The 25,712-nt window shown below is 62.4% G+C and carries 25 protein-coding genes; 8 read left to right on the top strand and 17 right to left on the bottom strand.

The features are described 5' to 3' along the window. Nucleotides 1-13 precede the first annotated feature (13 nt). The 3 genes from BC360_RS32890 to BC360_RS26745 are packed head-to-tail and all read right to left on the bottom strand — an operon-like array spanning nucleotide 14 to nucleotide 2,868. On the bottom strand, nucleotides 14-817 hold the full coding sequence (locus BC360_RS32890; RefSeq protein ID WP_065784330.1) for a dimethylarginine dimethylaminohydrolase family protein: 804 nt from the start codon (nucleotides 815-817) through the stop codon (nucleotides 14-16). A 31-nt stretch (nucleotides 818-848) separates the two neighbouring features. Beyond that, nucleotides 849-1,820: a citrulline utilization hydrolase CtlX gene (gene ctlX / locus BC360_RS26740; protein WP_065784329.1), complete on the bottom strand. Its 972-nt coding sequence runs from the start codon at nucleotides 1,818-1,820 to the stop codon at nucleotides 849-851. 1 nt (nucleotide 1,821) lies between these two features. Next, complete coding sequence (locus tag BC360_RS26745; protein ID WP_065784328.1) at nucleotides 1,822-2,868, bottom strand: ornithine cyclodeaminase; 1,047 nt, start codon at nucleotides 2,866-2,868, stop codon at nucleotides 1,822-1,824. A gap of 124 nt (nucleotides 2,869-2,992) precedes the next feature. On the opposite strand from BC360_RS26745, the gene BC360_RS26750 reads away from it, so the two are divergent. Beyond that, a complete protein-coding gene (locus BC360_RS26750) occupies nucleotides 2,993-3,418 on the top strand; it encodes an Lrp/AsnC family transcriptional regulator (protein WP_025428636.1) in 426 nt (141 codons plus the stop codon). Between the two features lie 39 nt (nucleotides 3,419-3,457). After that, a complete protein-coding gene (locus tag BC360_RS26755; RefSeq protein ID WP_065797574.1) occupies nucleotides 3,458-3,979 on the top strand; it encodes a hypothetical protein in 522 nt (173 codons plus the stop codon). Between the two features lie 44 nt (nucleotides 3,980-4,023). Here BC360_RS26755 and BC360_RS26760 read toward each other — a convergent pair whose 3' ends face one another. The 3 genes from BC360_RS26760 to BC360_RS26770 form a co-directional block, all read right to left on the bottom strand. Beyond that, nucleotides 4,024-4,452 carry an OsmC family protein gene (locus tag BC360_RS26760; RefSeq protein ID WP_065797481.1) on the bottom strand — a complete coding sequence of 143 codons (429 nt, stop codon included), beginning with the start codon at nucleotides 4,450-4,452 and terminating at the stop codon, nucleotides 4,024-4,026. Nucleotides 4,453-4,598: 146 nt separating this feature from the next. Then, on the bottom strand, nucleotides 4,599-6,188 hold the full coding sequence (locus BC360_RS26765; RefSeq protein ID WP_065784416.1) for an ABC transporter substrate-binding protein: 1,590 nt from the start codon (nucleotides 6,186-6,188) through the stop codon (nucleotides 4,599-4,601). 10 nt (nucleotides 6,189-6,198) lie between these two features. After that, the gene (locus BC360_RS26770) at nucleotides 6,199-6,885 is read right to left on the bottom strand and encodes a helix-turn-helix domain-containing protein (protein WP_065797482.1); all 687 of its coding nucleotides are present in this window, start codon (nucleotides 6,883-6,885) and stop codon (nucleotides 6,199-6,201) included. Nucleotides 6,886-7,005: 120 nt separating this feature from the next. On the opposite strand from BC360_RS26770, the gene BC360_RS26775 reads away from it, so the two are divergent. The 5 genes from BC360_RS26775 to BC360_RS26795 are packed head-to-tail and all read left to right on the top strand — an operon-like array spanning nucleotide 7,006 to nucleotide 11,098. Beyond that, nucleotides 7,006-8,082, top strand: coding sequence for an ABC transporter permease (locus BC360_RS26775; protein ID WP_065797483.1), 1,077 nt, complete (start codon nucleotides 7,006-7,008; stop codon nucleotides 8,080-8,082). A 12-nt stretch (nucleotides 8,083-8,094) separates the two neighbouring features. Further along, nucleotides 8,095-9,000, top strand: coding sequence for an ABC transporter permease (locus tag BC360_RS26780; RefSeq protein ID WP_053249024.1), 906 nt, complete (start codon nucleotides 8,095-8,097; stop codon nucleotides 8,998-9,000). Further along, on the top strand, nucleotides 9,000-9,833 hold the full coding sequence (locus BC360_RS26785) for an ABC transporter ATP-binding protein (protein ID WP_065784324.1): 834 nt from the start codon (nucleotides 9,000-9,002) through the stop codon (nucleotides 9,831-9,833). Before BC360_RS26780 ends, BC360_RS26785 begins: the two co-directional genes overlap by 1 nt. Beyond that, on the top strand, nucleotides 9,830-10,570 hold the full coding sequence (locus tag BC360_RS26790; RefSeq protein WP_065784323.1) for an ABC transporter ATP-binding protein: 741 nt from the start codon (nucleotides 9,830-9,832) through the stop codon (nucleotides 10,568-10,570). The genes BC360_RS26785 and BC360_RS26790 overlap by 4 nt, the downstream gene beginning before the upstream one ends. A gap of 21 nt (nucleotides 10,571-10,591) precedes the next feature. After that, on the top strand, nucleotides 10,592-11,098 hold the full coding sequence (locus BC360_RS26795; protein ID WP_065784322.1) for a GAF domain-containing protein: 507 nt from the start codon (nucleotides 10,592-10,594) through the stop codon (nucleotides 11,096-11,098). A 238-nt stretch (nucleotides 11,099-11,336) separates the two neighbouring features. Here the strand turns inward: BC360_RS26795 and rbsK are convergent, their stop codons facing one another. From rbsK to BC360_RS26850, 11 genes are all read right to left on the bottom strand, one after another. Then, nucleotides 11,337-12,269, bottom strand: coding sequence for a ribokinase (gene rbsK, locus BC360_RS26800; protein WP_065797484.1), 933 nt, complete (start codon nucleotides 12,267-12,269; stop codon nucleotides 11,337-11,339). Nucleotides 12,270-12,392: 123 nt separating this feature from the next. Next, nucleotides 12,393-12,848 carry an RbsD/FucU family protein gene (locus tag BC360_RS26805; RefSeq protein ID WP_065797485.1) on the bottom strand — a complete coding sequence of 152 codons (456 nt, stop codon included), beginning with the start codon at nucleotides 12,846-12,848 and terminating at the stop codon, nucleotides 12,393-12,395. Between the two features lie 149 nt (nucleotides 12,849-12,997). Then, the gene (locus BC360_RS26810) at nucleotides 12,998-15,382 is read right to left on the bottom strand and encodes an aldehyde dehydrogenase family protein (protein ID WP_065797486.1); all 2,385 of its coding nucleotides are present in this window, start codon (nucleotides 15,380-15,382) and stop codon (nucleotides 12,998-13,000) included. Nucleotides 15,383-15,387: 5 nt separating this feature from the next. Next, complete coding sequence (gene deoC, locus BC360_RS26815) at nucleotides 15,388-16,401, bottom strand: deoxyribose-phosphate aldolase (RefSeq protein WP_065784318.1); 1,014 nt, start codon at nucleotides 16,399-16,401, stop codon at nucleotides 15,388-15,390. A gap of 178 nt (nucleotides 16,402-16,579) precedes the next feature. Continuing rightward, on the bottom strand, nucleotides 16,580-17,311 hold the full coding sequence (locus tag BC360_RS26820; protein WP_065797487.1) for a DeoR family transcriptional regulator: 732 nt from the start codon (nucleotides 17,309-17,311) through the stop codon (nucleotides 16,580-16,582). 168 nt (nucleotides 17,312-17,479) lie between these two features. After that, nucleotides 17,480-19,282 (bottom strand): aminopeptidase P family protein, encoded by a 1,803-nt coding sequence (locus BC360_RS26825; RefSeq protein ID WP_065797488.1) that lies wholly within the window; start codon nucleotides 19,280-19,282, stop codon nucleotides 17,480-17,482. Between the two features lie 28 nt (nucleotides 19,283-19,310). After that, nucleotides 19,311-20,324: an ABC transporter ATP-binding protein gene (locus tag BC360_RS26830; protein WP_065797489.1), complete on the bottom strand. Its 1,014-nt coding sequence runs from the start codon at nucleotides 20,322-20,324 to the stop codon at nucleotides 19,311-19,313. After that, nucleotides 20,321-21,334, bottom strand: coding sequence for an ABC transporter ATP-binding protein (locus BC360_RS26835; RefSeq protein ID WP_065784314.1), 1,014 nt, complete (start codon nucleotides 21,332-21,334; stop codon nucleotides 20,321-20,323). Before BC360_RS26835 ends, BC360_RS26830 begins: the two co-directional genes overlap by 4 nt. Nucleotide 21,335: 1 nt before the next feature. Continuing rightward, the gene (locus tag BC360_RS26840; protein ID WP_083222743.1) at nucleotides 21,336-22,205 is read right to left on the bottom strand and encodes an ABC transporter permease; all 870 of its coding nucleotides are present in this window, start codon (nucleotides 22,203-22,205) and stop codon (nucleotides 21,336-21,338) included. Next, the gene (locus BC360_RS26845; RefSeq protein ID WP_065784313.1) at nucleotides 22,202-23,143 is read right to left on the bottom strand and encodes an ABC transporter permease; all 942 of its coding nucleotides are present in this window, start codon (nucleotides 23,141-23,143) and stop codon (nucleotides 22,202-22,204) included. Before BC360_RS26845 ends, BC360_RS26840 begins: the two co-directional genes overlap by 4 nt. Before the next feature lie 65 nt (nucleotides 23,144-23,208). Next, a complete protein-coding gene (locus BC360_RS26850) occupies nucleotides 23,209-24,786 on the bottom strand; it encodes an ABC transporter substrate-binding protein (RefSeq protein ID WP_065797490.1) in 1,578 nt (525 codons plus the stop codon). A 234-nt stretch (nucleotides 24,787-25,020) separates the two neighbouring features. Here BC360_RS26850 and BC360_RS26855 point away from each other — a divergent pair, with 234 nt between their 5' ends. Further along, entirely contained in the window at nucleotides 25,021-25,641 is a 621-nt protein-coding gene (locus BC360_RS26855) for a helix-turn-helix domain-containing protein (protein ID WP_083222744.1), read from the top strand. Nucleotides 25,642-25,712 lie beyond the last annotated feature (71 nt).

The following is a 25,712-nucleotide window of genomic DNA, read 5'->3' on the forward strand; positions in this document are numbered from 1 at the left end:
ATATGTGTCTGAATCAGAGCGTGTTGCTGAACCAGCGCAGCGACATGCAGGACAGGCCTGCATCGATCTTGCCGATTTCGGTGGTCTTCAGCGGTGCGACCTTGTAGCCGAGCTTGTCGAGCATCTCGATCGTGCGCGGGAAGTCGGAGCCAACCATGACGACATCGTTGACGCGCAGCGCGTTGGCCGCCGGCTCTTCGCCTTCCGGAATGATGACCTGCTTGAAGCGGTCGAACACACCCGACTTGGCGAGACGAGCAGTCGAAAGCACCGTTTCCTCGTCGAGAAGCGAGCAATCGGTCTTGAAGTGCAGCACGCCTTCGGGTGTCGCGACGATCTCGCTCTTGCGGCCGAGCTTGTCGAGGCAGGCCTGCAGCGCTTCGGCGCCGACCTTGTCGGTGCGGGCCGAAAGACCAATCATCACGCTTTCACGAGTCGTCAGCACGTCGCCGCCGTCGGCAAGACCAATGCCCGGCAGGTCGAGAACCGTCTCGAACATGTTGCGAAGGGTCGGCTCGATCTCGATGGTTTCCTTGACGCGGGTCGCAGCACCCGGGCGCAGCAGGATCGCGCCTTCGGTGAAGACCAGCGCCGGATCTTCGACGAAGATCGAATCCGGGAAGGCTTCCAGCGCCGGAAGAACGGTGACCTTCACGCCCGCATCCTTCATCGCCTGGATATAGGCGTCGTGCTCGGCCTTCACGCCCTCATAGGTCGGATTGCCACGGTCGTCGGCACGCAGGCCATTGACGACGGTGGTCGACGGCGTGCGGACGATGATGTTGTTGAAAGAGTAGACGGGGCGTGCTTGCGACATTTGTAGGACCTTTGGCTTGGATGAGGTGCTTCTATCGATCGGATGTGGCGGCGTAAAGCTTTTGCGTACCGGCTGGTTCTCTGCGCGACAAATGCACGCCGGCGAGCATGCAGCGCACAGAGCCGCCGGCAAGCTCGATGGTCGGCACGTCGAAGGCGAGCACGCGGGCGGAAGTTTCAAGCGCCTTGATCTGATCCGGGCGGAGCGATGCAAGCGCCCGCGCCGACATCACGACGACACGTCCATCGGCGCCGTCGAGTTCGATGGCGTTGCCGGCAAAGTTCTCGATCTGATCGATCGTGAGATCGATGACCTGCCGGCCGGTTTCTTCCAGCCGCGCGCAAATCTCCTGCCGCCGTGCGGCGTCGGGGATCATGCTGGTGCCGATCAGCGCAAAATCCGTCCCGATGCACATCAGCACATTGGTGTGATAGATCGAGTTGCCATGGCGATCGACCGCGCCAAAAACCATCGGCTCGAAATTGAAGTGGGTGCAGAAGCGCTCCAGCGCCACCTCGTTGGTGCGGTTCGATCGCGCCGCGTAAGCGACGCGACCGATATGGTCGAGCACCATGGCGCCGGTGCCTTCAAGGTAGACGCCGTCCTTTTCCAGGCCGGAATAGTCGATCACGTCCTGGACGCGGTACTCGTTCTTGAGCATCTCGATGACGTCGGAACGGCGCTCGCTCTGACGGCTTTCCGAATACATCGGATAGATCGCCACATGTCCGCCGGAATGGGTGGAGAACCAGTTGTTGGGAAACACCGAATCCGGACGCGTCACCGTCTCGTCCTCGAACAGGTGGACCGCAACACCGGCAGCCGCCAGACCGTCGGCCATGCGCGTCACTTCGTCGAAGGCGGCCGTTGCAATCGCCGAGGGCTGGCGCGCCTCGTCGGTCGACTGAAAGGCATTGTCCTTGGCCGTCATCGGGTTCGGGCCGAAATGGTGCGGACGGATCATCACGACGCCCTTGGGCGCCTGTACGGACAGTCTCTTCATCTCAGGCAACGCTCCGCTCGGCAACGACGACCGGCTGCCTGAACAGACCGTAGAGGTCGCGCGGATGCTCCGGCTGCGTCGTCAGGTCGAGTTCGGTGTAGAACGCCGTGCCCTGGATCCTGTCGCGAAGGAAGCGCAGCGCCGAAAAGTCTTCGGTGGCAAAGCCGACGGAATCGAAGATGGTGATCTGGGAGCTCGAGCGGCGCCCTTCCGCCTCGCCGGCAATCACCCGCCAGAGCTCGATGACCGGAAAGTCCGGCGCCATCTGCTGGATTTCGCCTTCGATCCGGGTCTGCTCCGGATATTCGACAAAAACGTCGGCGCGACGCAGGATGTCGCCCTGCAGTTCGGTCTTGCCGGGGCAATCGCCGCCAACGGCATTAATGTGCACGCCGGCGCCGACCATGTTGTCGGAAAGGATCGTCGCGTTGCGTTTGTCGGCCGTCACCGTCGTGATGATATCGGCTCCGGCGACAGCCTCTTCGGCCGTTTTGGCGACGACGATGTCGAAATCCATATCGGCGAGGTTCTTCTGGAACTTGTCCGCCGCTTCGATGTCGATGTCGAAAACCTGCAGACGCTTGATGCCGAGCAATGCACGGAACGCCAGCGCCTGGAATTCAGATTGCGCTCCAAGACCGATGATCGCCATCGAGCGGGCATCGGGGCGAGCGAGGTATTTTGCCGCCAGCGCCGAGGTCGCGGCGGTGCGCAGACCGGTCATGATCGTCATCTCGGAGACGAGACAGGGATAACCCGTGCTGACATCCGAGAGAACACCGAAGGCGGTCACCGTCTGAAGTCCGACATTCGGGTTCTTCGGGTGGCCGTTGACGTATTTGAAGCCGTAATGCTCGCCGTCAGACGTCGGCATCAGTTCGATGACGCCCGTCTTCGAGTGGCTCGCAAGCCGCGGGGTTTTCTCAAAAGCGTTCCACCTGCGGAAATCGTCTTCGATATATTCCGCAAGACCCAACAGGAACGTTTCAATGCCGATCGATTTGACCAGCTCGATTACGTTGCCGACACCGACATACTGAACCACGATTCCAACTCCATCGGGAAATTCGATGAGGTCAGCCTAGGCATGCAAGAAGCGAGTTGAAATTTTAAACTTGCGTAATATTTGAAGAAAGATTGCGCAATTTGCACAATTGCGCTATACGTTTTTCATGCATATCTTCGATGATCTTGACCATCAGCTTATCTCGCTCCTGCGAGAAGACGGCCGAGCGCCCTACTCCAAGGTCGCCTCGGTTCTCGGCATATCGCGGGCAACGGTGCAGACGCGCATCGACCGCCTGCTCGAGACCGGTGCGGTGCTGGGTTTCACGCTGCGCGTGCGCCAGGATTACGACCAGCGCGCCATCCGTGCGATCATGATGATCGAGGTCAGCGGGCGCACAACCACCAAGGTCATCAAGTTCCTTCGCGGCCTGCCCGAACTCTATGCTCTCCACACCACCAACGGCGCCTGGGACATGGTGGCCGAAATCCGCGCCAACAGCCTCAGCGACTTCGACCGCATCCTGCGCGAAGTCCGTGACGTCGAAGGCGTGCTCAACAGCGAGACGAGCATTCTTCTCAGCACCATCTGACAGGGGCGCATCGCCGCGCCCCAAAACACAGGCATGACCGTGAGCCATATTCCCCAGATCGATTACGACACCGCTTCCGACGTTATCCGCGCCGCCCATGACGAGGAGGTCCGCGTCCGTGGCCGCATGACCAATATGAAGCGCACGCTGCTGCATTCGCCGACCGCGCACCGGATTTATGCGGAGTGGTTCACGCTCAGGGAGGAGTTGCGGCCGGCGGTCGACGATCGGGCAATCTGGCTGCTCTCGCATGCGATCTCCGAGGCGATGAAATCGCCGATCGCAATGGGTTTCTTCCGCCGCGCCTTCGCCAATTCCGGCGTGGACTTTCATTCGCTCGTGCCGACCGCTGACGAACAGCGGCTGATCGATTTCGGCCGGGCGATCGTCGCCAATTCCAATGCGGTGCCCGCCGAGATCTGGGCTGGGTTGAAAGCACGCTATGACAATGCGGCGCTCGTCAACCTCGTGGCGTTTGCGGGGATCATGGTTGCAACCGCATTGTTCAACAATGTCGTCGAAGTCGAATTCGACGGGGAATTGGCGCCGTTCATGGACTGAGTGAGCAGTGGCCCGAGACAGCCGGGCCACTGTTGGAAAGAGCATCAATCGGCGTAGCGGGTGGTGAATTCCGGGTTGCCGCGCAGGGTGTTGCTGACGGTGCAGATTTCGTTTTCGGCCGCCTCGGCAATCGCATGCCGGGTCGCTTCGTCAAAATCGCCCTTGATATCGAAGACGATCTCGAATTTCGCGATGCGTGACGGTTCGTCATGCGCCTCCTCACCCGTCACCTTGGCGCTGACTTCGGTCAGCCGGTCCAGGACGCCAAAGCGGCTGGCGGCAATGCGGGCACTCAACACCAGGCAGCTGGCAAGCGAGGCATAGAGCAGGTCGAGCGGTCCGTAGCCCGGCTGCGACGGCCCCGTCACGATATCCAGTTCACCACCGGTTACCGACGTCACATGCGGGAACCCGGTTTTGCCCACGACGGCTGTGGCGCCTGTTTCTCGCGTCCTTACCTTCACGTCTGCCATTTTATTCGCCTTCTCCAAAATTCACGAAATCGGGCTCAACTATTACGCAGAAATCCCAATCCGGTCGTCATGCCGCGGGCCACACGTGGCCCACGGCTCTGATATGTCCGTGCTCAATCGCTGGCGCAAGTGAGCGCGCGCAGGAATCAGTTCTTCTTGACGAGGCGATAGAAGACGAAGTCGGACGTGGCGCCGTTGACGTAGCCTTCGACCCTGTCCTTCATCGCGACCTGGGTCGCGGCCTGGAACATGATCACGATCGGCGACTTTTCCTGCACCTTGCCCTGCAGGTTGACATAGAGCGCCGAACGCTTGGCCGGATCGGCTTCCTTCAACGCGGCCTTCGTTGCTTCATTGAGCTCGGCCGGAACTGCCCAGCCGTTACGCCACGTGGTCGTCGACTGGTACTTGTCGTCCGCATTGTCTTCGTTATAGGCGAAGGCCTTGGCGTTCGAATGCGGGTCCATGAAGTCCGGGCCCCAATAGAGCAGCATGGCTTCATGCGTGCGGGCACGGTACTTGGTGATGACCTGGCTGCCGGTGCCCGGGATGATGTCGAACGTGATGCCGGCTTCGGCGAAGGAAGCCTGCAGCGACTGCGCCATGTCGGTGAACGGCGTCGAGTTGATAACGTCGAGCGTCACCTTGATCGGCGTCTGGATGCCCGCGTCTGCGAGGATCTTCTTCGCCTTTTCGACGTCGTAGGTGTAGGGGGTTTCGTCGAGCGAGCCGGGGAAGCCCTTCGGCCAGAAGGCCTGGTGGACGTCCATCTGCCCCTTGAGGAAACTATCGGTCATGCCCTTGTAATCGACGAGGTACCGGGCAGCTTCCCAGACGGCTTCCGGCTGCAGCGCTGCGGCCTTCTGGTTGAACGACAGGAAGTGGACGGCCGCCTGCGGATAGGATTCGACCTTCATGCCGCCCTTGGAGCCGAGGCCCGCGACCTGGTCCGGCGTCAGGTTCTTCGCCATGTCGACGTCGCCGGTTTCAAGCATCAACTGCTGCGTTGCGGCTTCCGCGACGTGGCGGATGATCACGCCCTTGATCGCCGGAGCGCCACCGAAATAGTTCGGGTTGCTCTGCAGGTTCAAGAGTTCGCCGGCGCGGAAGGCCTTCAGCACGAACGGGCCCGAGCCGGCCGAGTTCGCCTTGAGCCAGGCATTGCCATAGTCGCCATCGGCTTCGTTCGCCTTGACGGCTTCCGCATCGACGACCGAGGCCGGACGTGCGGCCAGAACGTTGAGAACGAAGGCCGACGAGAAGTCGCCTTCATATTTGATCGTGACCTTGTTGCCGTCGGCGGTCACCATCTTGTCGATGTTTTCAGGGGTCCAGCCGAGCTGTGTCAGGATGAAGGCAGGCGCCTTGTTGAGCACGACGACGCGCTTGAAGGAATAGGCCACATCTTCGCCGCGCAGCGGGTTGCCGGAAGAGAAGGTCACACCATCACGCAGGGTGAAGGTGATGGTCTTTGCAGCATCGTCAGCGGTCCATTCGCTGGCAAGTCCCGGTGCAAGCTTCAGAACGTCAGGCGCATCATATTGCACCAGACGATCATAGGTCTGCGTCACATATTCGCCGGACGAAAACTCGTAGGCTTCGGCCGGATCGATGCTGACGATATCGTCGATGTTCTGGGCAACGACCAGCACTTCGGCCGGGGTCTCCGCCAGGGCTGCCGGAGCCACGCTCAGCATAAGGGACGCCGCGAAAACCGCGGCCTTGAACATTCTCATCATCGCTCTCCTATTTTCGATGAGGTTTGGTTTTTGTTGTCGTCGCCGGCTTGGATGCCGCCTGGGGCATGCCGGTCTCGCTGGGCAAGGGTGCGCGGGACCGGAACAACGGCAAGGTGCCGGTCCAGATCAGCCGGACGGGCGCATCCGTCCTGTTCCACCAGTAGTGTGGCTGGATGCCCCGAAAGTGCAGGCCGTCGCCGGGAGTAAGCGTGGTCTCGTCATCATCGAGACCGAAGAGGATTTCGCCCTCCAGCAGATAGACCAGTTCCTCGCCCTCATGGCTGAACACCTCCGAACGGTGTCCGGCGGGGATGGTGATGACGAAGCTGGACAGCTGGTTTCCAGCGAAATCCGCACCGATCCGCTCATAGGACACGGGCGACCCGCCGACGGAAAAGACCATACGCTCGCCGGCCCGCGACAGACCGGTGTCGATCGCCGGCGCCAGGATGAAGTGGTTGAGTTCGGCGTTCAGCCCCTGGGCGATCTGCGCGAGCGTGCCGAGCGAGGGCATGGCGAGGTCACGTTCGATCTGGCTGAGATAGCCGACCGAGACGCCGGCGGCATCGCTCAGCGCCTGCAGCGTCATATGCATCTGCCGTCGCCGTGCGCGCACCAGCGCGCCGATCCGCGGCTGCCCAGCAGCCGTGGTTTTGCCGGACGCTGCCTCTGCATCCTCAGATGGCACGGTCACGATGGATTCTCCTCACCAGTAAAATTTTTTTGATTTAAGCAAACTTATTTATATACTCCAAGCGAATTCTTGCGCTATCGACAGCCGCGAAGCCAAGCGAACGAGGGATGGAATCGCCACGTGGCAAATAACAACACGACGACAGCGCCCGCGCAGACGCGCCGCGCCGGGGCGCAAAGCCCGGGCAGACGGCGCCTTTTTTCGCTCCTGGGTTTTCTCGTCACGCTTGGCGTGACCTTCATCGGGCTGCTCGCAATCACCTTCTTCATCGGCCGTATCGTGCCGATCGACCCGGTGCTCGCCGTCGTCGGCGACCGCGCCCCCGTTGCCGTCTATGAGCGCGTCCGCGAGGAGATGGGGCTTGATCGGCCGCTGGCGGCGCAGTTCGTCAGCTATGTCGGCGATGTGGTCACCGGCAACTTCGGCACTGCGGTTTCGACAGGAAAACCCGTGATCGAGGATCTCGCCCGAGTCTTTCCAGCCACCCTGGAGATGGCAACGCTCGGCATCATCCTCGGCGTGCTGATCGGCGTGCCGCTCGGTGTTATCGCCGCAAGCCGCCGCGGCTCCTGGCTCGATCAGGGCATCCGCGTCGTCGGTCTGCTCGGCTATTCAGTGCCTGCCTTCTGGCTCGGGCTCGTTGGGCTGGCAGTCTTCTATGCGAAGCTGAAATGGGTCGGCGGCCCCGGCCGCGTCGACATCTTCTATGACGGCGTCGTCACCCCGATCACCGGCCTTATCCTCGTCGACAGCATCATTGCCGGCGACTGGGAGATCTTCCGCAACGCGGTCTGGCACCTCATCCTGCCGGCGTCCTGCCTCGGCTTCTTCTCGCTTGCCTATATCGCCCGCATGACGCGATCCTTCATGCTGGACCAGTTGAGCCAGGAATATGTGACCACCGCGCGGGTCAAGGGCGTGCCGGAACGGCTCGTCATCTGGCGCCATGCCTTCCGCCCGATCCGCGTGCCGCTGATCACTGTTATCGGCCTTTCCTATGCCGGCCTGCTCGAAGGCTCCGTGATGATCGAGACGATCTTTTCCTGGCCGGGCATCGGCAACTACCTGACTGTCGCCTTGCTCAACGCCGACATGGCCGCCGTTCTCGGCTCGACCCTGGTGATCGGCGCGGTCTTCATCGGCATCAACAAGATATCGGACGTGCTCTATCGCATGCTCGATCCGCGTGCGCGCTAGGGAGAAGCGGACATGACAACACTTCGCGACTGGCTGATCGACGACAGCCCCGCCTCGCCGATGCAAGCGCGCCTCGGCAGATTCTACCGGATTTTCGGCGCGCTGATGCACAATCCGCTCGCCGTGGTCGGCGCGATCATCATTCTGGTGCTCGTTTTGACCGCGCTGTTCGCGCCCTGGATCGCGACGCACGATCCGCTGCGCCAGGCGCTCGGCGAGCGGCTGCTGCCGCCGAGTGCCGCTCATTGGATGGGAACCGACGAACTCGGTCGGGACATCTGGTCGCGCGTCGTCTACGGCGCACGCATCACGCTTGCGATCGTGACGCTGGTCGCGGTGCTTGCAGCACCTGCCGGCCTGGTGATCGGCGTTGCCGCCGGCTATTTCGGCGGATGGGTCGATCGCATCCTGATGGGCATCACCGACATTTTCCTGTCGCTGCCCAAGCTGATCCTGGCGCTTGCCTTCGTCGCGGCCCTCGGCCCAGGTATTGAAAACGCGATCATCGCCATCGCCATTACCTCCTGGCCTGGCTATGCCCGCGTTGCCCGCGCCGAAACGCTGACCTTCAAGAACTCCGAATTCATCTCGGCCGTGCGTCTGCTCGGGGCATCGAGCCTGCGGGTCAACCTCGGTCACGTTCTGCCGCTCTGCACCTCGTCGATGATCGTGCGCGTCACGCTCGATATGGCAGGCATCATCCTGACCGCAGCCGGCCTTGGTTTCATCGGGCTTGGCGCCCAGCCGCCGCTTCCCGAATGGGGCGCGATGATCTCGCGCGGCCGCTCCTTCATTCTCGACCAATGGTGGGTGGCGACCATGCCCGGCTTTGCGATCATTCTCGTCAGCCTCGGCTTCTGCTTCCTCGGCGACGGCCTGCGCGACGTGCTCGATCCGAAGAGCGGGGAGCAACGCTGATGAACCCGCTTCTCGAAATCGAAAACCTGCGCGTCACCTTCCCGACGCCGCGCGGCGACCTTGAGGTCGTACGGGGCCTCTCCTTCACGCTCGGCCGCGAACGCCTCGGCATCGTCGGCGAAAGCGGTTCGGGAAAATCGATGACCGGCCGCTCGATCCTCAAGCTGGTGCGTGCACCCGGCCGGGTGACGGCAGACAGACTGGCCTTCGACGGCATCGACCTGCTGACGCGCTCCGAACGGCAGATGCGCGCCATCCGCGGCGCACGCATCTCGATGGTGATGCAGGATCCAAAATTCTCGTTGAACCCGGTGATGACGATCGGCGAACAGATCGCCGAAGCACTGCTGACGCATCAGCGTCTGCCGCGCCGCGAGGTGAGCAACCGCGTTCACACCATGCTGGAATCGGTCCGGATCGCCGATCCCGAGCGCGTTGCCAAGCTTTACCCACATGAAGTTTCTGGTGGCATGGGCCAGCGCGTGATGATCGCGATGATGCTGATCCCGGAACCCGATCTGCTGATCGCAGACGAACCGACTTCGGCGCTCGACGTCTCGGTGCAGGCCCAGGTGCTCGACATCATCGATGAGCTGGTCAAGCGCAAGGGCATGGGCCTGATCTTCATCAGCCACGACCTCAACCTTGTTTCGAGCTACTGCGACCGCATCCTGGTAATGAACACCGGCGAGGTGGTGGAAGAGTGCAAGGCGGGCGAGTTGATGAACGCCAAGCATCCCTATACTCGCGGCCTGATCGCCTCGATCCCGCGCCTCGACGAAACCCGGAACGAGCTTCCCGTGCTCGACCGCAGCGCATGGGCAAAGAAATGACGGCGCTTTCTCTGAAGAACCTCGATATCTTCTACGGCGACGCGCACATCACGCACGACGTCAATCTCGAGATTGCCGATGGCGAGAGCTTTGCGCTTGTCGGTGAAAGCGGTTCCGGCAAGTCGACGGTGCTGAAGGCGATCGCCGGCCTGGCTCCCGAGTGGACCGGCGAGATCGACGTCTTCGGCAAGCGGCGTAGCCACGGCATCGACCGGGCCTTCTCCCGTCAATGCCAGATGGTGTTCCAGGACCCCTACGGCTCGCTGCATCCGCGCAAGACGGTCGACGCCACGCTCGGCGAAGCGTTGACCATCCACGGCATCGGCGATCGCAGCGCCCGCATCGAAGAGGTGATGTCCTCCGTCGGCCTCGACCGGAAATTCCGCTTCCGCTTTCCGCACCAGCTCTCCGGCGGCCAGCGTCAGCGTGTCGCCATCGCAAGGGCTCTGATGCTGAAGCCGAAGGTGCTCTTGCTCGACGAGCCCACCTCGGCGCTCGATGTGTCGGTGCAGGCCGAAATCCTCAACCTGCTCAATCGGTTGCGGCAGGAGCAGAATCTTACCTTCCTGATGGTCACCCACAACCTGCCGGTCGTTTCCTTCCTCTGCGACCGGCTGGCCGTCATGCGGCAGGGCCGCATCGTCGAGGTGGCGGATGTCGCCGACCTCAAGCGTGGCGACCTCAAGGACCCCTATTCGCGCGAACTGATGCACATCAGCGCCGCGCACGCGAGCTAAACAACCTCCCAAGGACATATGATGAACAGTGAACAGATCGCTGCCGCGTTGGCTGAATTCGACGCGGCGATTGCCAGGAATATCGACGCGGACGCCGTATGGGGCGCGCTTCAGACGCTTTGCCGCCAGGTGATCGGCGCCAAACTCTTCACGATCATGACCGTCGACATGGTCAACGAAGTTGCCCGTCGCGCCTATACCTCGCACCCCGAGGAATACCCGACCTCCGGCACCAAGCCGATCCGCTACGACAGCTGGTTCGACATCGTGCACAAGGCGCATGAAACCTTCGTCGCCAATACGATTGCCGACATCTCCAAGGTGTTCGGCGACCACGAGACGATCTGGGCGCTCGGCTGCGGATCGGTCATCAACATCCCCGTCGTCGTCGGTGGCGAACTGCTCGGGACTGTGAACTGCCTCGACGTCGAACATCACTACACGCCCGAGCGCGTTGCCTTGTCCAAGCATCTTGAAATGCCGGCCAAGCTGGCCTTCCTTGCCGCCGCACGCTCGGCCAAGAATTGATCCATCAAGGCCGAGGGCTTTGATTGCCCTCGGCCGCTGCCGCGCTGGATGAGCGGACATAGGTGGCGCCGAGCGAGCGCTTCTGAAGCCAGTCGCCCCAGGTCAAACCAATCTTCTACCGTTGAGCCTTCGCCCCTTCGCCAGGCGCAAAAGCCTGCATTTTTTGAACAGCGCTTGCCGGCGCCGACCGTTGCCTACGGCTGGATGATCGAGGAGCCGCAAGCAACGTGGCTCGTGATCAGGGCTCCACTTCCAGTTCAAGCAGCGCTTCGATTTCAGCAAGCGTCGGCATGGCAGGTGCCGTGCCGCGACGGGTAACCGAGATCCCGGCCGTCGCGCAACCGAAACGCGCCGCGTCGACCGGGGCCAATCCTCGCGCCAATGCCGCCGAGAACCCACCGACGAAGGCATCGCCCGCACCGGTCGTGTCGATCACGGGGCCGCTTGCCATCGCCGGGACGAAAACGGATTGGCTCTCGTTGTGAAGGAGAACACCCCGTTCGCCGAGGGTGATCAGCGCCGTTCTGGCGCCCTTCTTCAGGAGCGCGTCACCCGCCCGCCGCGCGTCATCGGCCGTGGCAAGTGCAAATCCGACCAGCGCTGCCGCCTCCGTCTCGTTCGGCACGATGTAATCGCAGAGCGGGTAAATCGTATCCGGGAAGGGTTCCGCCGGCGCCGGATTGAAGACGGTGACCACGCCTGCCGAATGTGCGATTTCCAGCGCTCGCTGGGCGGCGGCCGGCGGCTGCTCGAGTTGCGTGACGAAGATGCGCGATCCTTCGATCGTTTCCCGCGCCGCCTCGACATCGTCGATGCCGATCGAGCCGGCCGCACCGGGATAGACGATGATCGCGTTCTCGCCATTCTGGTCGTTGACATAGATGAAGGCTGCCCCGGTCGGCAGGTCGTCCATCTGGACGATCTTCGGTGTCACGCCGGCCTCGGCATAGGTGCGAAGCGCCATGTCGCCGAAGGTATCGCGTCCGATTTTCGAGATGAAGGTGACCTGACTGCCGGCGCGTGCCGCCGCAACCGCCTGGTTCGACCCCTTGCCGCCCGGCCCGACGGAGAAGCCGCTCCCGGTAATCGTTTCGCCGACAGCCGGCATGCGCCGCGCCAGATAGGCCGTATCGGCCACGAAGATCCCGAGGATCGAAACACCAACCTTCATTCCTGCCTCCCCTGGTCACACCGCTGCGAAGGACGAAGCGAAGATCCCAGATAAATTTCTACGACTTCAAGATGTTATGACGGTCAGCTCAAGCGGCCGATGCGCAGACTGACGTTCGGTCAGCTAGGCCGTTTCGGGCGGAATGACGCCCTTGGTCAAGACGAAGCAGCCATAAAAGCGCGTCTCGCCGGTGGTAATGACGCAATAGGCCTTCTTGGCTTCCTCATAAAAGGCGAAGCGTTCGATGCCGTACATCGGTGCGGGCTTGCCCTCGGCGCGATCGATTTCGGCTTGGACCTCCTGTTGGACATCAGGAATTTCGCTGGGCGCCCCCATGATCTCCATGCGCCCGACTGACGGCTGCAACGGCGTGTCGAGCGGCAGGACAGACAGGACCGCCTTCACGGCACGCGCAGCAGATACATTGTCAATCCGCAAGAGCTTGCCGAGCGTGGTCTGTCTGGCGATCGCATCGGATGGGAAGTTGGTGTCGGAAATGACCAGCGTATCACCGTGCCCCATGGAACGAAGCGCGTGCAAAACATCGGCATTGAGCGCCGGGTCGAGATTTTTCAGCATGGCAATCCTCCTCCAGGCACCGCTCGCATGCTCCCGAGTGGCGCGCAACCGCGTGACGCCAAGTCGGCGTCACGCTCTCCCAAATCTGCTGCTGCAACCGCACAGTCTCATTCTCGGGCCGGCTCACCCCGCCCCGAGATGGGGATCCCTTACTCGCCGTAAGGGATCCAGATGTTTTTGACGTCGGTGGCACGGCGCAGATAGGCTTGCCCCTCTGCCGCCGAGCGATCGAACCAATCGGTCGCCTTACCATAGTCGACGAAGGTCCGCTTCAGGTTGCCAGCCGAGAGCTTTTCGACCACTGTCGAAAGCTCCTGCGTGCCGAAGGCCCAGAGCGCGTCGACGTCGTTGTGGCTTGCCAGCGCTTTTGCCAGTTCCATCGCCGAGCCCGTGACGATGTTGACGACCCCGGCTGGAACGTCCGATGTCTCGAGGATCGAATAGAAGTCCGTCGCCGCCAGCGGGTGCTGTTCGCTTGGAACGGCGACCACACGGTTGCCGGTGGCGATCAATGGCGCCACGAGGCTGATGAAGCCGAGCAGCGGCGCTTCCGTCGGGCAGACGACCCCGACGACACCGATCGCTTCGGGCATGGCGAGAGCCACGCCGCGCAGCGGCGGCTGATGGACCACGCCTTCGTACTTGTCGGCCCAGGCGCCGTAGCTGAAGAGCCGGGCGATCGACGCCTCGACCTCCGCCTTCGCGTTAGCTGCCGATGCGCCGGTCATCGCGACGATACGGTCTGCGAATTCATCGGGCCGGCCGCTCAGGTTTTCGGCGATGTAATAGAGGATCTGCGCCCGATTGTGCGACGTCGCCGACGCCCAACCGGAAGCGGCGTGGGCGGCAACCACGGCGTTGCGGATATCCTTGCGGTTGCCTTCGCCGACCTCGCCGATCACCTTGCCCTTCGGGGAGAGAACGGCACGCGAATAGTTGCCATCCGGACGCGCCTGCTTGCCACCGATGAAAAGCTTGGCCGTGCGGTCGAGCGACGGCAGCGAGAAATCGCCTGACGCCTGCTTCAACGCGGGCTCTGCTGGTGCTGCGCGCAGCTTGCGACCCACCCAGGCCTTGGGCTTCAGATATTCGTAGCAGCCTTCGCGGCCGCCCTCGCGGCCGAAACCGGATTCACGCTTGCCGCCGAAACCAGCCGCAGCATCGAAAAGATTGGTGGCATTGACCCAGACGACGCCGGCCGCAAGCTTGGCTGCCACGTGCAGCGCCAGGCCGATCGTTTCGCTCCACACGCTTGCGGCCAGGCCGTAGCGCGAATGGTTGGCGAGCTGGATTGCCTCTTCCGGCGTGCGGAAGGTCATCGACACGGCAACAGGGCCGAAGATTTCCTCGGTCGCGACGATCGATGTCGGCTGGACGTTGGTGAGCAAGGTCGGCGGGTAGAAGCTGCCGCCCTTCGGCAGCTCGATCTTCGGCTGGTGAAGCTTGGCACCTTCGGCGATGCCCTTGGCGACCAGGCTCTCGATGCGCTGCAGTTGAACTGGGGCGACGATCGCCGCCATGTCGATCGCCTTGTCGAGCGGGTGGCCGACACGCAGGGTTTGCATGCGCCGTGTCAGGCGCTCATAGAAGAGCGGCGCGACACCTTCCTGCACCAGAAGCCGCGAACCGGCGCAGCAGACCTGTCCCTGGTTGAACCAGATCGCGTCCACCACACCCTCGACCGCGCCGTCGATATCGGCATCATCGAAGACGATGAACGGCGACTTGCCGCCGAGCTCGAGCGTCAGCGATTTGCCGGTGCCCGCGGTCTTTTCCCGGATCAGGCGACCGACTTCCGTCGAGCCGGTGAAGGCGATCTTGTCGATATCCGTATGCTCGACGATCAGCGCGCCGGTTTCGCCCTCGCCGGTCACGACGTTCAGCACGCCCGCCGGCAGTCCGGCGGCGGAGGCAAGTTCGGCAAACAGCAACGCCGTCAGCGGCGTGAACTCGGCCGGCTTGAGGATGACCGTGTTGCCCAGCGCCAAGGCCGGCGCCACCTTCCAGGCGAGCATCAGGAACGGAAAATTCCAGGGAATGACCTGGCCGACGACGCCAACCGGGACCTGATCGGCAAACTCGGTTTCCTGCAGCTGCGCCCAGCCGGCATGATGGTAGAAGTGGCGCGCCGCCAGCGGGATGTCGATATCGCGTGTCTCGCGGATCGGCTTGCCATTGTCGATCGCTTCGACGACCGCGATCAGGCGCGCATGGCGCTGGATCATGCGGGCAAGGGCATAGAGGTGGCGGGCACGGGCATGGCCCGGCAGCTTGGCCCAGGACCCTTGCGCCTTTCGTGCGGCGACGACCGCATCATCCACGTCCTTCGCGCCGCCGAGTGCGACCTTCGCCAGAAGCGCACCGGTTGCGGGCTCAAAGGTCTCGAAGGTCTTGCCGGAGGACGACGCAACAAAAGCGCCGTTGATGAAGTGGCCGAACTCGCCCTTGTGGCGCGCCAGCCACTGGCGGGCCTCGGCATCGGCTTCCGGCGCGGGACCATAGGACATTTCGTCAAAATACCTTGCGACTGTCATCGGGATCATCCAATCGGGTGTCGGTTGAGGGCCGAGTAGGCGCCGGTCACGTGATGCTCCAGCTGGCGCTCGATATCGCCGAGCAGGCTCGATGCGCCGATGCGGAAAAGATCCGGCTCCAGCCACTCGCGACCGAGTTCGTCCTTCATCAGGAACTGGTAGTTGAGGATATCCTTGGCGGCGGAAATGCCGCCGGCCGGCTTGTAGCCAACCTTGATGCCCGTGCGCTCCTGATAGGCGCGGATCATGCGCAGCATGACCAGCGTCACCAGCAGGGTGGCGTTGACGCCTTCCTTGCCGGTAGAAGTCTTGATGAAATCGGCGCCCGCCATCATGCAGACGAGCGAGGCGCGGGCAACGTTGCGCAGCGTCTTCAGGTCGCCGGTTGCCAGGATCGCCTTGACATGGGCATCACCGCAGGCGGCGCGGAAATCGCGCATCTCGTCATAGAGCGCCTGCCAATTGCCGGTCAGCACATGTTCACGGGTGATGACGATATCGATTTCCCTGGCGCCGTCGGCAACCGAAGCCTCGATTTCGCGCAGCTTGACGTCGTGCGGAATGAGACCGGCAGGAAAGCCGGTGGATACGGCAGCGACCGGAATGCCCGAGCCTTCAAGCGCTTCGACAGCGGTCGAAACGAAACGGTGATAGACACAGATGGCACCGGTGGTGATACCGCGATTGCCCATGCCAAGCGCATCGAGAATGTCCTGGCGCACCGGCTGGCGCGCCTTGGCGCAAAGCCGCTTGACGCGTTCCGTCGTGTCGTCGCCGTTCAGCGTCGTCAGGTCGATACAGGTCACGGCCTTCAGAAGCCAGGCGGCCTGTGCGTCCTTCTTCACCGTCCGGCGACCAGGCAGCGTCGAGACGCGCCGTTCGGCAGCCGACAGATTGACACGCTGGTCGACGACCCAGCCGAGATCGAGTTCCGTGCCGTCGTTGCGCGGCCAGTTGTGGCCCGAGGCCACCGGTGCCACGGCTTTCGTGGTCACATTCTTCACAGCAAGGTCTTCCAAGCGATTGCTCCTCGAACTCCCTGACATCGCGGCACGATAGCACGGGACAAATCCGTATCGGCGGCGATTCTCATTTTGTTATTTTTCTATCTATTTTTTGTTAGCATTCCACCAAAAGCAGACAGTGTCAAGCGACGCTGACACCTTTCGATAAATCCTGGGATGCTTGGCAGAGGAGTCAGATCGCTGGAACGAGCGTGTCGCCGTCCTCGGTGATCACCGAGCGAAAGACGTTCATCGGCGCAAAGAAGGCCGGTTTCAGCTTGCCGATCTTGCTTAGGTCGACCACGAGGTAGTTTTCGCGTGCAAGCGAGATCACCTTCTGCTTCACCGCCACCTCGTGAAAATGCACGCAGGTTGCACCGCGCCCAGGGTCCACGCCGGCGGCGGAGAGAAAGGCAACATTGATCCCAAGTGAATCGAGCGTTTCAAGCCCCGAATTCCCAGAGAACGACGCCGACGCGGGATGATAGACACCGCCGAGCATGACAATGCGGACGTTTGGTTTTCGCGTCAGCCTGTCAGCGACATTGAGCGAGTAACACACTGCAGTAATTGAATAATTGTCCGGAATGAGATCGACCAGATATTCTAGCGTCGTGCCGCAATCGATAAAGATCGTTTCGTCCGGGCGGATATGCTGCGCTGCATGGACACAGGCCTCGCGCTTGGCCGCCGCATGACTATCGGCCTCACGCGCCAGTTCATAGGGCATGTCGCCGTCGATTTCGCCTGATGGCACGATGTGGCCACCGAGGAAGGTGAATTGCCCCGGATTATCGGCGACGTCCCGCCGGATGGTCATCTCGGAAACCCCGAGCAAGGCTGCTGCATCGCGCAGATGAAGAACGCGACGGCCGGAGAGCGCGTCGGCGAGCTGAATGATGCGGGCTGTTTTGCGGCTGGCCATGATCGTTCCGTCTGCATGGTCGTTCGAGCCAACGCATCACAGCGGAGATGGCTGAACATTGTTTGTGACAAATATCACAAAAAGGCGATGAACAGCAAGCAGCTTCACAAGCTCGGCAAGACGGGAGACGGCGGCTGCAACGAATGCCTCCGCCGTCCATTGCTTTCGCTAGCCACCGATCGGCGCAGTGCGCGCCGCCGACCACGCCGCCGTCTCCGGATCGAGCAAGCCTTCCATCGTCTTGGCAACCCGCCGGTGATAGGCGTCGATCCACTGCTTCTCGGTTTCGCTCAGCAGCTCGATATCCACGAGCCTGAGATCGATCGGCACCAATGTCAGGCTGCGGAAGCTCATGAAGCCGTCGCCGTCGTCGATCACTTCCACCTGGTTCTCGATACGGATGCCATATTCCCCAGCCTTGTAATAACCGGGCTCGATGGTTGTCACCATGCCCGGGCGCAGCTCGATCTCGTTGACGCGGCGGTCGAAGCGTTGCGGCTGCTCGTGCACCGACAGGAAATGGCCGACGCCGTGGCCGGTACCGTGATCGTAGTCTAGTCCCAAGTCCCAGAGCGGCCGCCGCGCGAAGGCGTCGAGATGGTGGCCGTAGGTCCCCTTCGGGAACTTGAGCGTCACCATGGAGATCAACCCCTTGAGGACTGCCGTGTAGGCGCGGCGGACCTCATCGTTGACCGGCCCGATTGCCGTCGTGCGCGTCGCATCCGTCGTGCCGGTGAAGTATTGCCCACCGGAATCGAGCAGATAGACGCCACGCGAGGTGATCGGCGCATTGCTCTTGGTGCTCGCCGCGTAATGGCACATGGCGGCGTGACCGGCGGCGGCCGAGATCGATCGGAAGCTCGGCTCGACGAAGGTCTCCTCCATCTGCCGGAGGGCGAGGATACGCTCCTCCGCCTCCAATTCGGTGATGGGGCGTCCCTCCTCTTCCCGCTTGACCGCGTTGGCTTCCAGCCAGGCGAAAAACTTGATCCACGCGGCGCCGTCACGGCTGTGGCAATCGCGAAAGCCCTGGAGTTCGACCGGGTTCTTCAGCATCTTGGCAAGCGTGATCGGGCTGCGCAAAAGGCGGACGTTGCCGCCGGCCTCACGCGTCGCATGGGCGACTGCCGACGGGGCGAAGCCGGGATCGACGAGTGCTACCCGCCCGGCGGCGACCGTCCGGACGCGGTCGAGAAGCACATCCGGCGCGGCCATCGTCACGCCGTCGAGCTCGAAGTCCTGTAGATCGTTGGGCAGCTTGCGATGGTCGACGAGCCACTCGACCCGACCGTCCCTGTCGGCGATCATGAAGGATTGCGGCATCGGGTTGAAGGCCACGTCACGGCCGCGGACGTTCAGGAACCAGGCGATGTTGTCGGGCTGCGCCTCGATCAGAACGTCGGCTCCGTGCTCCGCCAGCATCTGACCGATGCGGCGCTTCTTGTCGGCGACGCTTTCGCCGGCATAGTCGCGCGATAGGGCAATGACATTGCCAAGCGGGCGTTCCGGCTGGTCCGACCAGATCGCATCGACGAGATCATCCGTCACGGCAACCCACTCGGCGCCGGCGGCGACAACGGATTGGCCGCAATCGACATCCCAGGTCGACGGCAGCAGCATCGAATTGAAGCCGACGCGTTCGCCCTTGCGCAGGTTCTTCCTCAGCCAGTCCTTCAAGGGTGCGTCGTAGAAATGCTCGATGGCAAAGCTGTCAACGTCGATCTCTTGGCGAACCTGCACCTGATAGCGGCCGTCAACAAAGATTGCCGCGCGGTCGCGCATGACGATCGCTACACCGGCAGATCCGGTGAAGCCGGTCACGAAGGCGAGCCTGTTGTCATGGGGTGCACAATATTCGCCCTGGTGTTCGTCGAACCGCGGGATGACGTAGCCGTCAAGCCCCCGCTCGTCGAGTTTGCGGCGCAGGGCCTCGATCCGGCTGGAGGCGTCCAGCCTGTCTTTCGATGTCATGTCGTCTTTCCCTATTGGATAATGGTCTTCACGCACCACCGATCGCTTCGGCGAAGTGACAGGCGGTCATGCCGTTGCCGACTGGCCGGAGCGCCGGCTTTTCCCGACTGCAAAGCTCGGTGGCGTGCGGGCAGCGGACGTGGAACGGGCAGCCCGGCGGAATGTCGAGCGGGCTCGGCAATTCGCCGGATAGCGCCGGCGCCCGGCGCCGCTCAGACGGATCGAGCGAAGGGGCCGCCGCCAGCAGGGCTTGCGAATACGGGTGCATCGGCTTGGAAAAGAGCGCCTCGGACGGGCCGATCTCGACGATGGCGCCAAGATAGATCACTGCCACGCGATGGGAGACATGGCGAACCAGCCTCAGGTCATGGGCGACAAACAGCACCGTCAGCCCAAGATTGTCCTGCAGCTCTAGCAGCAGATTGACGACCTGCGCCTGAACGGAAACGTCGAGCGCGGAAACCAGCTCATCGGCGACAAGGCAGGTCGGCTCCAGTGAAAGTGCCCGCGCGATGCCGATGCGCTGACGCTGTCCCCCGGAAAATTCGTGCGGATACTTGTCTGCGGCACCATCAGGCAGCCGCACCAGTTCAAGCAACTCGTCGATGCGGCGGTCGATGCCGGCGCCATCGCGCAGGCGATGGACCGTGATCGCCTCCCGCAGGGTGTCGCGCACGGTCATGCGCGGATTGAGCGACGTGTAGGGATCCTGGAACATCATCTGGACGCGCTTGTTGTAGCCGCGTCGCCTGGCGCCCTTGAGACCGATGACGCTTTCACCTTCGAAGCGGATATCCCCTGATGTCGGCCGATGCAGGCCGGCGATACAACGCGCGAGCGTCGACTTGCCGCAACCGGATTCGCCGACGATGCCGAGCGTTTCCGCCGGCATCACGTCGAGATCGACGCCGTTCAACGCCGAGACGACCTGCCGCGGCCGGCCGGTAAGGGTGTCCGACAGAGAGCGACGCTTTTCAAACCGCATGAAAAGATCGCGAATGGAAAGCAGCGGCGTGGCCGCCTGATGCGTTGACTCAATCATTGCGCCGCCTCCCGCGCGCTGAAATGGGCGAGTGCTTCCTCGCGGTGATGGCAGGCGACCTGGCGCTGTCGTCCGGCAGCTTCCAGGCTCGGGCGAACATCGAGGCATTCCGGGCCGGCCACGGGACAGCGGGCCGTAAACGCACAGCCAGCCGGCAAGGCGTTCAATGCCGGCGGTGCACCGGGAATGGAATAAAGCGGCGTGCGCGGTGCGACGTCACGCGGAATGGAGCGCAAAAGCCCGAGCGAATAGGGATGCCGGGCGTCGCGGATGACGTCAGCCGTTGGTCCCGTTTCACACAGTCGCCCACCATACATCACCGCCACCCGATCGCAGGTCTCCGCCACGACGCCCATGTCATGGGTGACGAGGATCACGGCCATGCCGAGATCGCGGCTGAGCGCCTGAATGAGGCGCAGGATCTGGTCCTGAATGGTCACGTCGAGCGCCGTCGTCGGCTCGTCTGCCAAGAGCAGCTTCGGGTTGGAGGCAAGGGCGATGGCGATCATCACCCGTTGCCGCATGCCGCCGGAAAATTCGTGCGGATAGTCGCCGAGCCTATCGCGCGCCGCGGGAATGCCGACCATGTCGAGAAGCTCGATCGCGCGGGCTTTGCGCGCCTTCGCATCAAGTTCGGTATGGGCCGCAAGGTTCTCCGAGATCTGCAAGCCGACGGTCAGAAGCGGGTTGAGCGACGACATCGGCTCCTGAAAGATCATCGCGATCTCGCGCCCGCGCACCCGTCGCAAGGAGGCTTCATCAAGCGGCACCAGATCCCTGCCCTTCCAGAGAATTTCGCCGCTGACGCGGCCGCGCGGCCGCACGATGCCGAGGATCGAACGCAGGGTGATGCTCTTGCCCGAGCCGGATTCGCCGACAAGCCCCAGGATCTCGCCGGCCCTCACCTGAAACGAAACATCGTCGACGGCGACAAGGGGGCGCTCCGGTAGTCCGAACTCCGTGCGCAGGTGCCAGACTTCCAGAACCGTTTCTTTCTCAAGTTGGCTCATGTCAGCGCCCTTTCGGTCGAAGCAGATCGGCAAGAGCATCGCCGACAAGGCTGAAGCCGAGGCCGGTAAAGACGATGGCAATGCCCGGCATCAGGCTCATCCACCAGGCCGTCAGCAGGAAATTGCGGCCCTCGGCGATCAGCACGCCCCATTCGGCCGCTGGCGGCTGGGCGCCCAGGCCGAGATAGCCGAGCGATGAGCCGAGAAGAATGGCGAGCGCCATATCGGTCATCCAGTAGACGATAATCGGCGAGATCGCGTTCGGGAGCAGATGCCGGAAGATGATGCGCCGGTCGGAATAGCCGAGCACACGGCCGGCCGCGGCATAGTCGTTGGCCTTTTGCGCCATGATCTCGGCCTGGGTCAGACGGGCATAGTAGACCCAGTTCACGGCCGTGATCGCCACATACATGTTGACGAGGCCAGGCCCGAGCACCGCGACGATTGCGATGACCAGCACGAGGAAGGGAAAGGTGATGATCGCATCGACGCAGCGGCCGAAGATCGTGTCGGCGATGCCGCCGTAATAGCCGACGAAGGCCCCGACCGTCATCCCGATCAGAAGCGCGAAGATCGTGGCGAAGAAGGCCATCTGCATGTCGACGCGATAGGCCCAGATGACGCGCGAGAGCACGTCGCGCCCGAAATTATCGGTGCCGAAGGGATGGGCAAGGCTCGGCCCCTGCTGGATCGCGCTCAGGTCGAAGGCGAGCGGATCGTAGGGCGCGAGCAGCCCAGGGAATAGCGCCAGCGCGATCGACAGCGCGAGGATCGCAAAGCCGAGGACGAAGGACGGTCGCGAGAAAGCACGGCCAAGGAAGGCGCGCAAGCGGCCCGCCTTCCGGATAGGAGATTGCACGACGATGCTCATGACTGGCGAAGCCTCGGATCGAGCCAGGATTGCACGATGTCCGTCAGCAGGAAGACGACGGAAACCAAAACGGCGAAAGTGAGCGTGAGTCCCTGGATCAGCGGATAGTCACGGGCGAAGATCGCCTCCAGCATCAGCCGACCGACGCCCGGAACGGCAAAGACGGTCTCGGTGACCAGCGTTCCGCTCATCAGGTTGCCGATGGAAAGGCCGAGCAGCGTCACGGTCGAGACCAGCGCGTTGCGCAGCACATGCCGCGTCATGACGATGCGCCGTGACAGCCCCTTGGCGCGGGCGAACTGCACGTAGTCGGCATCGAGCACCTCGATCAGCGACGCTCTCAGATTGCGCAGGATGATGGCCGAGGTGTAGAGCGCGACGCTGAGCGCCGGCAGAATCAGGTGATGAAGGTTGTCGAGAAAGCCCGTTCCGTAGCCTCCGACGGGAAACCAGCGCAGCTGGGCCGCAAGGACCGTCAACAGCACCAGACCGATGTAGAAGACCGGCATGGACAGCCCGACCTGGAAGACGCTGCGAATTGCCACATCAACGGGACCGTTGACCCGCGACGCAGCAAGAAACGCCAGCGGACCCGCGAGACAGATTGCCAGCAGCACCGAATAGAGCGCCAGGAAGATCGTGGTCGGCAGGCGATCGAGAATGATCTCGGTTACCGGGGCTTTCAGCATGATCGAACGCCCGAGATCGCCAGTCAGCGTGTTCTTGACGAACACGAGAAACTGGATCGGCAGCGGCTGATCGAGACCAAGATTGTGGCGGATCTGCTCGAGTTGCGCATCCGTTGCCTTGGCTTCAGCCATGGCGATGGCAGGGTCCCCGGGCAGCAGCCGGACAAGCAGGAAGATGAAGATCATGACCAGAAGAAAGGTCGGGATGATCTGCAGCAGCCGCGCCAGAAGATAGGATAACGAGGGCATGGGTTGAACCTTGTGAGCGTTGCCGGGCAGCTCTCGCCGCCCGACACCCGGAAATCAGGCTGTTGTCACTTGGCCCGCCAGGCCTCGGAGAAATCGTTCGCACCGAGCGGCGTCTGCACGTACCCCTCGATCGACTTCGATACGGCGACAGCAAAGGGGGTTTCGAAGAGGAAGAGCAGCGGCGCGCCCTCGGCATAGATTTCCTGCATCTGCTTGTACTCTTCCTTGCGCCTGGCCGGATCGACCTCGACGTTGGATGCTTCGAACAGCGTGTTGAACTCCTGATTGTTCCAGCCGGTACCCACGGCCTGCCGCTGCTTGTAGTAGCCGAGCCAGCCGGTGATCTGCGCCGGGTCGTTGACGTCGTTTGCCCAGCCATAGGTGTGGATGTCGAAGTCTCCGGAGCGGTTCTTCTCGCCGCGCGTCGGATTGTCGACCTGTTCGACCTTGAGGTTGACACCGAGCGGCGACCACATCTGCTGCAGGGCGGTGAACAAGGTCGCGTCGTCGGCGCTGCCGGCAAGCGTGGTGAACTTCACCTCGAAGCCCCCGCCGAGGCCGGCTTCGTCCAGCAGATGCTTGGCTTTTTCGGGATTGTAAGGATAGAGCGGCTCGGGGCCGTAATGGAGCTGAGTGGCTGCCGACATCAACGACGTCATCGGCTTGCCGGTATCGAAGGTGACGAGCTTGATCAGCACGTTCTTGTCGGTGGCGTAGTTCAGCGCCTGCCTTACCTTTACATCGGCGAGCGGGTTCTTGGAGCCGTCCTTGCGGGTCTCGCGCGTATTGATCGGCGCATAGACGATGCGGGTTGAGGGGAAGAGCTCCATCTTTAGCGCCGGATCGGCGCCAAGTTCCCCAACCCGAGCGAAGGGAATGAACTCCGCGGCATCGACTTCACCCGCCTGAAGCTTGAGGATGCGGGTAGCATCGTCGGGGATGATGACGAAATCGACCTGGTCGAGATAGGGCAGCGACTGCCCATCCGTGCCGGACCGCCAGTAGTTCGGATTGCGTGCGAAGGTCATGCTCGAGCCCTGCACGCGGCTTTTCATGGTGAATGGGCCGGAGGTTACCGGACCGGCTTCGAAGAAGGCACGCGCCTTTTCCTGGTCGGTGGCGCCGGCCGCCTTCTCGAAGGCCGCTTGCGGCATGATGCCGGTGTTGAAGGTCGCGAGGATCGAGACGATGGTCAGGTCCGGGTTCTTGAGCGACAGCGTCACCTGGTTGCCGTCGGCGGAAACCTTGTCGACGGCACCAAGCAGGCCCGCCCAGGGACCAAGCTCGGGATTGCGGGCCCGGTCGAGCGAGAACACCACGTCGGCACCCGTCAGGGCCGACCCGTCGGAGAATTTCAGGCCGTCACGCAATTTGAGCTTGATCGAAAGCCCGTCGGCAGCGACGTCGTAGCCCTCGGCCAGCCCCGGCACGATCGACCCGTCCGGGCCGTTGCGCAGCAATGTTTCGTATAGGCCGGTGACCATCCAGAGATCCGGATTGCGATCGGCATAGACCGGGTCGATGACCGTGGAATCGTCGTAACGCGCAAACGTCATCGCGCCGCCACGCTCGATGGCGAGCGCAGACGTGGCCGCAGCCAGCCCGAGTGCCGCGCCCAGTAAGATCGGCAACAAACGTTTCATCTCTCACTCCTCCTGTTTGATCGACCGGCAAGTGCCGGCGCGACACCTCGGCGCATTAATTGGATATTGGATCCAATTTCTCCGAACGTTTTTCTTTGCGTCCGGATTGCAGCGAAGGCATTCTTGTTGTTCCCCTTTTTAAAGCGGTGGTGCAGCGGAGCTGATCAGCTTGCATAACCGACTTTAGCTGGACTAAAGTACAACAACAGACGCGAGTCAAGCGGAAAGAAAACCATGCCTCTCGATACGGATGAGGCGCCTGCGGCAGACGCCGGCGCCCCCCTTCCCGACATGCCTGCGGCCGCAACGATCGGCCAGATGCTGCGGGCACGCCGCAAGGAAATCGGCAAGACGATGAAGCAGGTCGCGCACGAAGCGGGCCTGACCGAGGGCTTTATCAGCCAGATCGAAAGAGGCATTTCGACCCCTTCGCTGATCTCGCTCTACAATGTTGCAAATGCACTCGGCACCAGTGTCGACACCTTCCTGTCGCAGCCGCCGCAGCATGCCCATTCCATGGTGTCCCACGCCGGCGAGCGCCGCGGCTACAATGTCGAGACCAAGGAGCGCGTGTATGAGCTGCTCGAGCGCGGCTTTCCCGGCGCCCAGCTCAATGGCTGCATCACCCACATGCCGGCCGGTTACGCCTCCGAGCTGACGAGCCATGAGGGCGAGGACTTTCTCTATCTGATCGAAGGCGAGATGCTCTACGAGATCGACGGCAAGGAATATGTCCTGAAGGCCGGCGACACCCTGCACTTCCCCTCGTCGCTTCCGCACCGTGCGCGCAACATCGGCGCGGGGCCGGCCCGCGAACTCTGGGTCGGCACCACGCGCATCATTGCCGAGAAATAGGCTTCGGCGCAGTAGAGCGTTTCCGGATTAATCGAAGCCGTAGAAACGCTCTATCTCCCTGCTTTTACGCA

The organism is Ensifer sp. LC163, assembly GCF_001695855.1.
Taxonomy (GTDB): Bacteria; Pseudomonadota; Alphaproteobacteria; order Rhizobiales; family Rhizobiaceae; genus Ensifer.

Coding starts and splice junctions, on each gene's coding strand:
- BC360_RS32890 (WP_065784330.1), bottom strand. CDS start 817: ATGTCGCAAGCACGCCCCGTCTACTCTTTCAACAACATCATCGTCCGC.
- ctlX (WP_065784329.1), bottom strand. CDS start 1,820: ATGAAGAGACTGTCCGTACAGGCGCCCAAGGGCGTCGTGATGATCCGT.
- BC360_RS26750 (WP_025428636.1), top strand. CDS start 2,993: ATGCATATCTTCGATGATCTTGACCATCAGCTTATCTCGCTCCTGCGA.
- BC360_RS26760 (WP_065797481.1), bottom strand. CDS start 4,452: ATGGCAGACGTGAAGGTAAGGACGCGAGAAACAGGCGCCACAGCCGTC.
- BC360_RS26765 (WP_065784416.1), bottom strand. CDS start 6,188: ATGAGAATGTTCAAGGCCGCGGTTTTCGCGGCGTCCCTTATGCTGAGC.
- BC360_RS26780 (WP_053249024.1), top strand. CDS start 8,095: ATGACAACACTTCGCGACTGGCTGATCGACGACAGCCCCGCCTCGCCG.
- BC360_RS26785 (WP_065784324.1), top strand. CDS start 9,000: ATGAACCCGCTTCTCGAAATCGAAAACCTGCGCGTCACCTTCCCGACG.
- BC360_RS26790 (WP_065784323.1), top strand. CDS start 9,830: ATGACGGCGCTTTCTCTGAAGAACCTCGATATCTTCTACGGCGACGCG.
- BC360_RS26795 (WP_065784322.1), top strand. CDS start 10,592: ATGAACAGTGAACAGATCGCTGCCGCGTTGGCTGAATTCGACGCGGCG.
- rbsK (WP_065797484.1), bottom strand. CDS start 12,269: ATGAAGGTTGGTGTTTCGATCCTCGGGATCTTCGTGGCCGATACGGCC.
- BC360_RS26805 (WP_065797485.1), bottom strand. CDS start 12,848: ATGCTGAAAAATCTCGACCCGGCGCTCAATGCCGATGTTTTGCACGCG.
- BC360_RS26810 (WP_065797486.1), bottom strand. CDS start 15,382: ATGACAGTCGCAAGGTATTTTGACGAAATGTCCTATGGTCCCGCGCCG.
- BC360_RS26820 (WP_065797487.1), bottom strand. CDS start 17,311: ATGGCCAGCCGCAAAACAGCCCGCATCATTCAGCTCGCCGACGCGCTC.
- BC360_RS26825 (WP_065797488.1), bottom strand. CDS start 19,282: ATGACATCGAAAGACAGGCTGGACGCCTCCAGCCGGATCGAGGCCCTG.
- BC360_RS26830 (WP_065797489.1), bottom strand. CDS start 20,324: ATGATTGAGTCAACGCATCAGGCGGCCACGCCGCTGCTTTCCATTCGC.
- BC360_RS26835 (WP_065784314.1), bottom strand. CDS start 21,334: ATGAGCCAACTTGAGAAAGAAACGGTTCTGGAAGTCTGGCACCTGCGC.
- BC360_RS26840 (WP_083222743.1), bottom strand. CDS start 22,205: ATGAGCATCGTCGTGCAATCTCCTATCCGGAAGGCGGGCCGCTTGCGC.
- BC360_RS26845 (WP_065784313.1), bottom strand. CDS start 23,143: ATGCCCTCGTTATCCTATCTTCTGGCGCGGCTGCTGCAGATCATCCCG.
- BC360_RS26850 (WP_065797490.1), bottom strand. CDS start 24,786: ATGAAACGTTTGTTGCCGATCTTACTGGGCGCGGCACTCGGGCTGGCT.
- BC360_RS26855 (WP_083222744.1), top strand. CDS start 25,021: ATGCCTCTCGATACGGATGAGGCGCCTGCGGCAGACGCCGGCGCCCCC.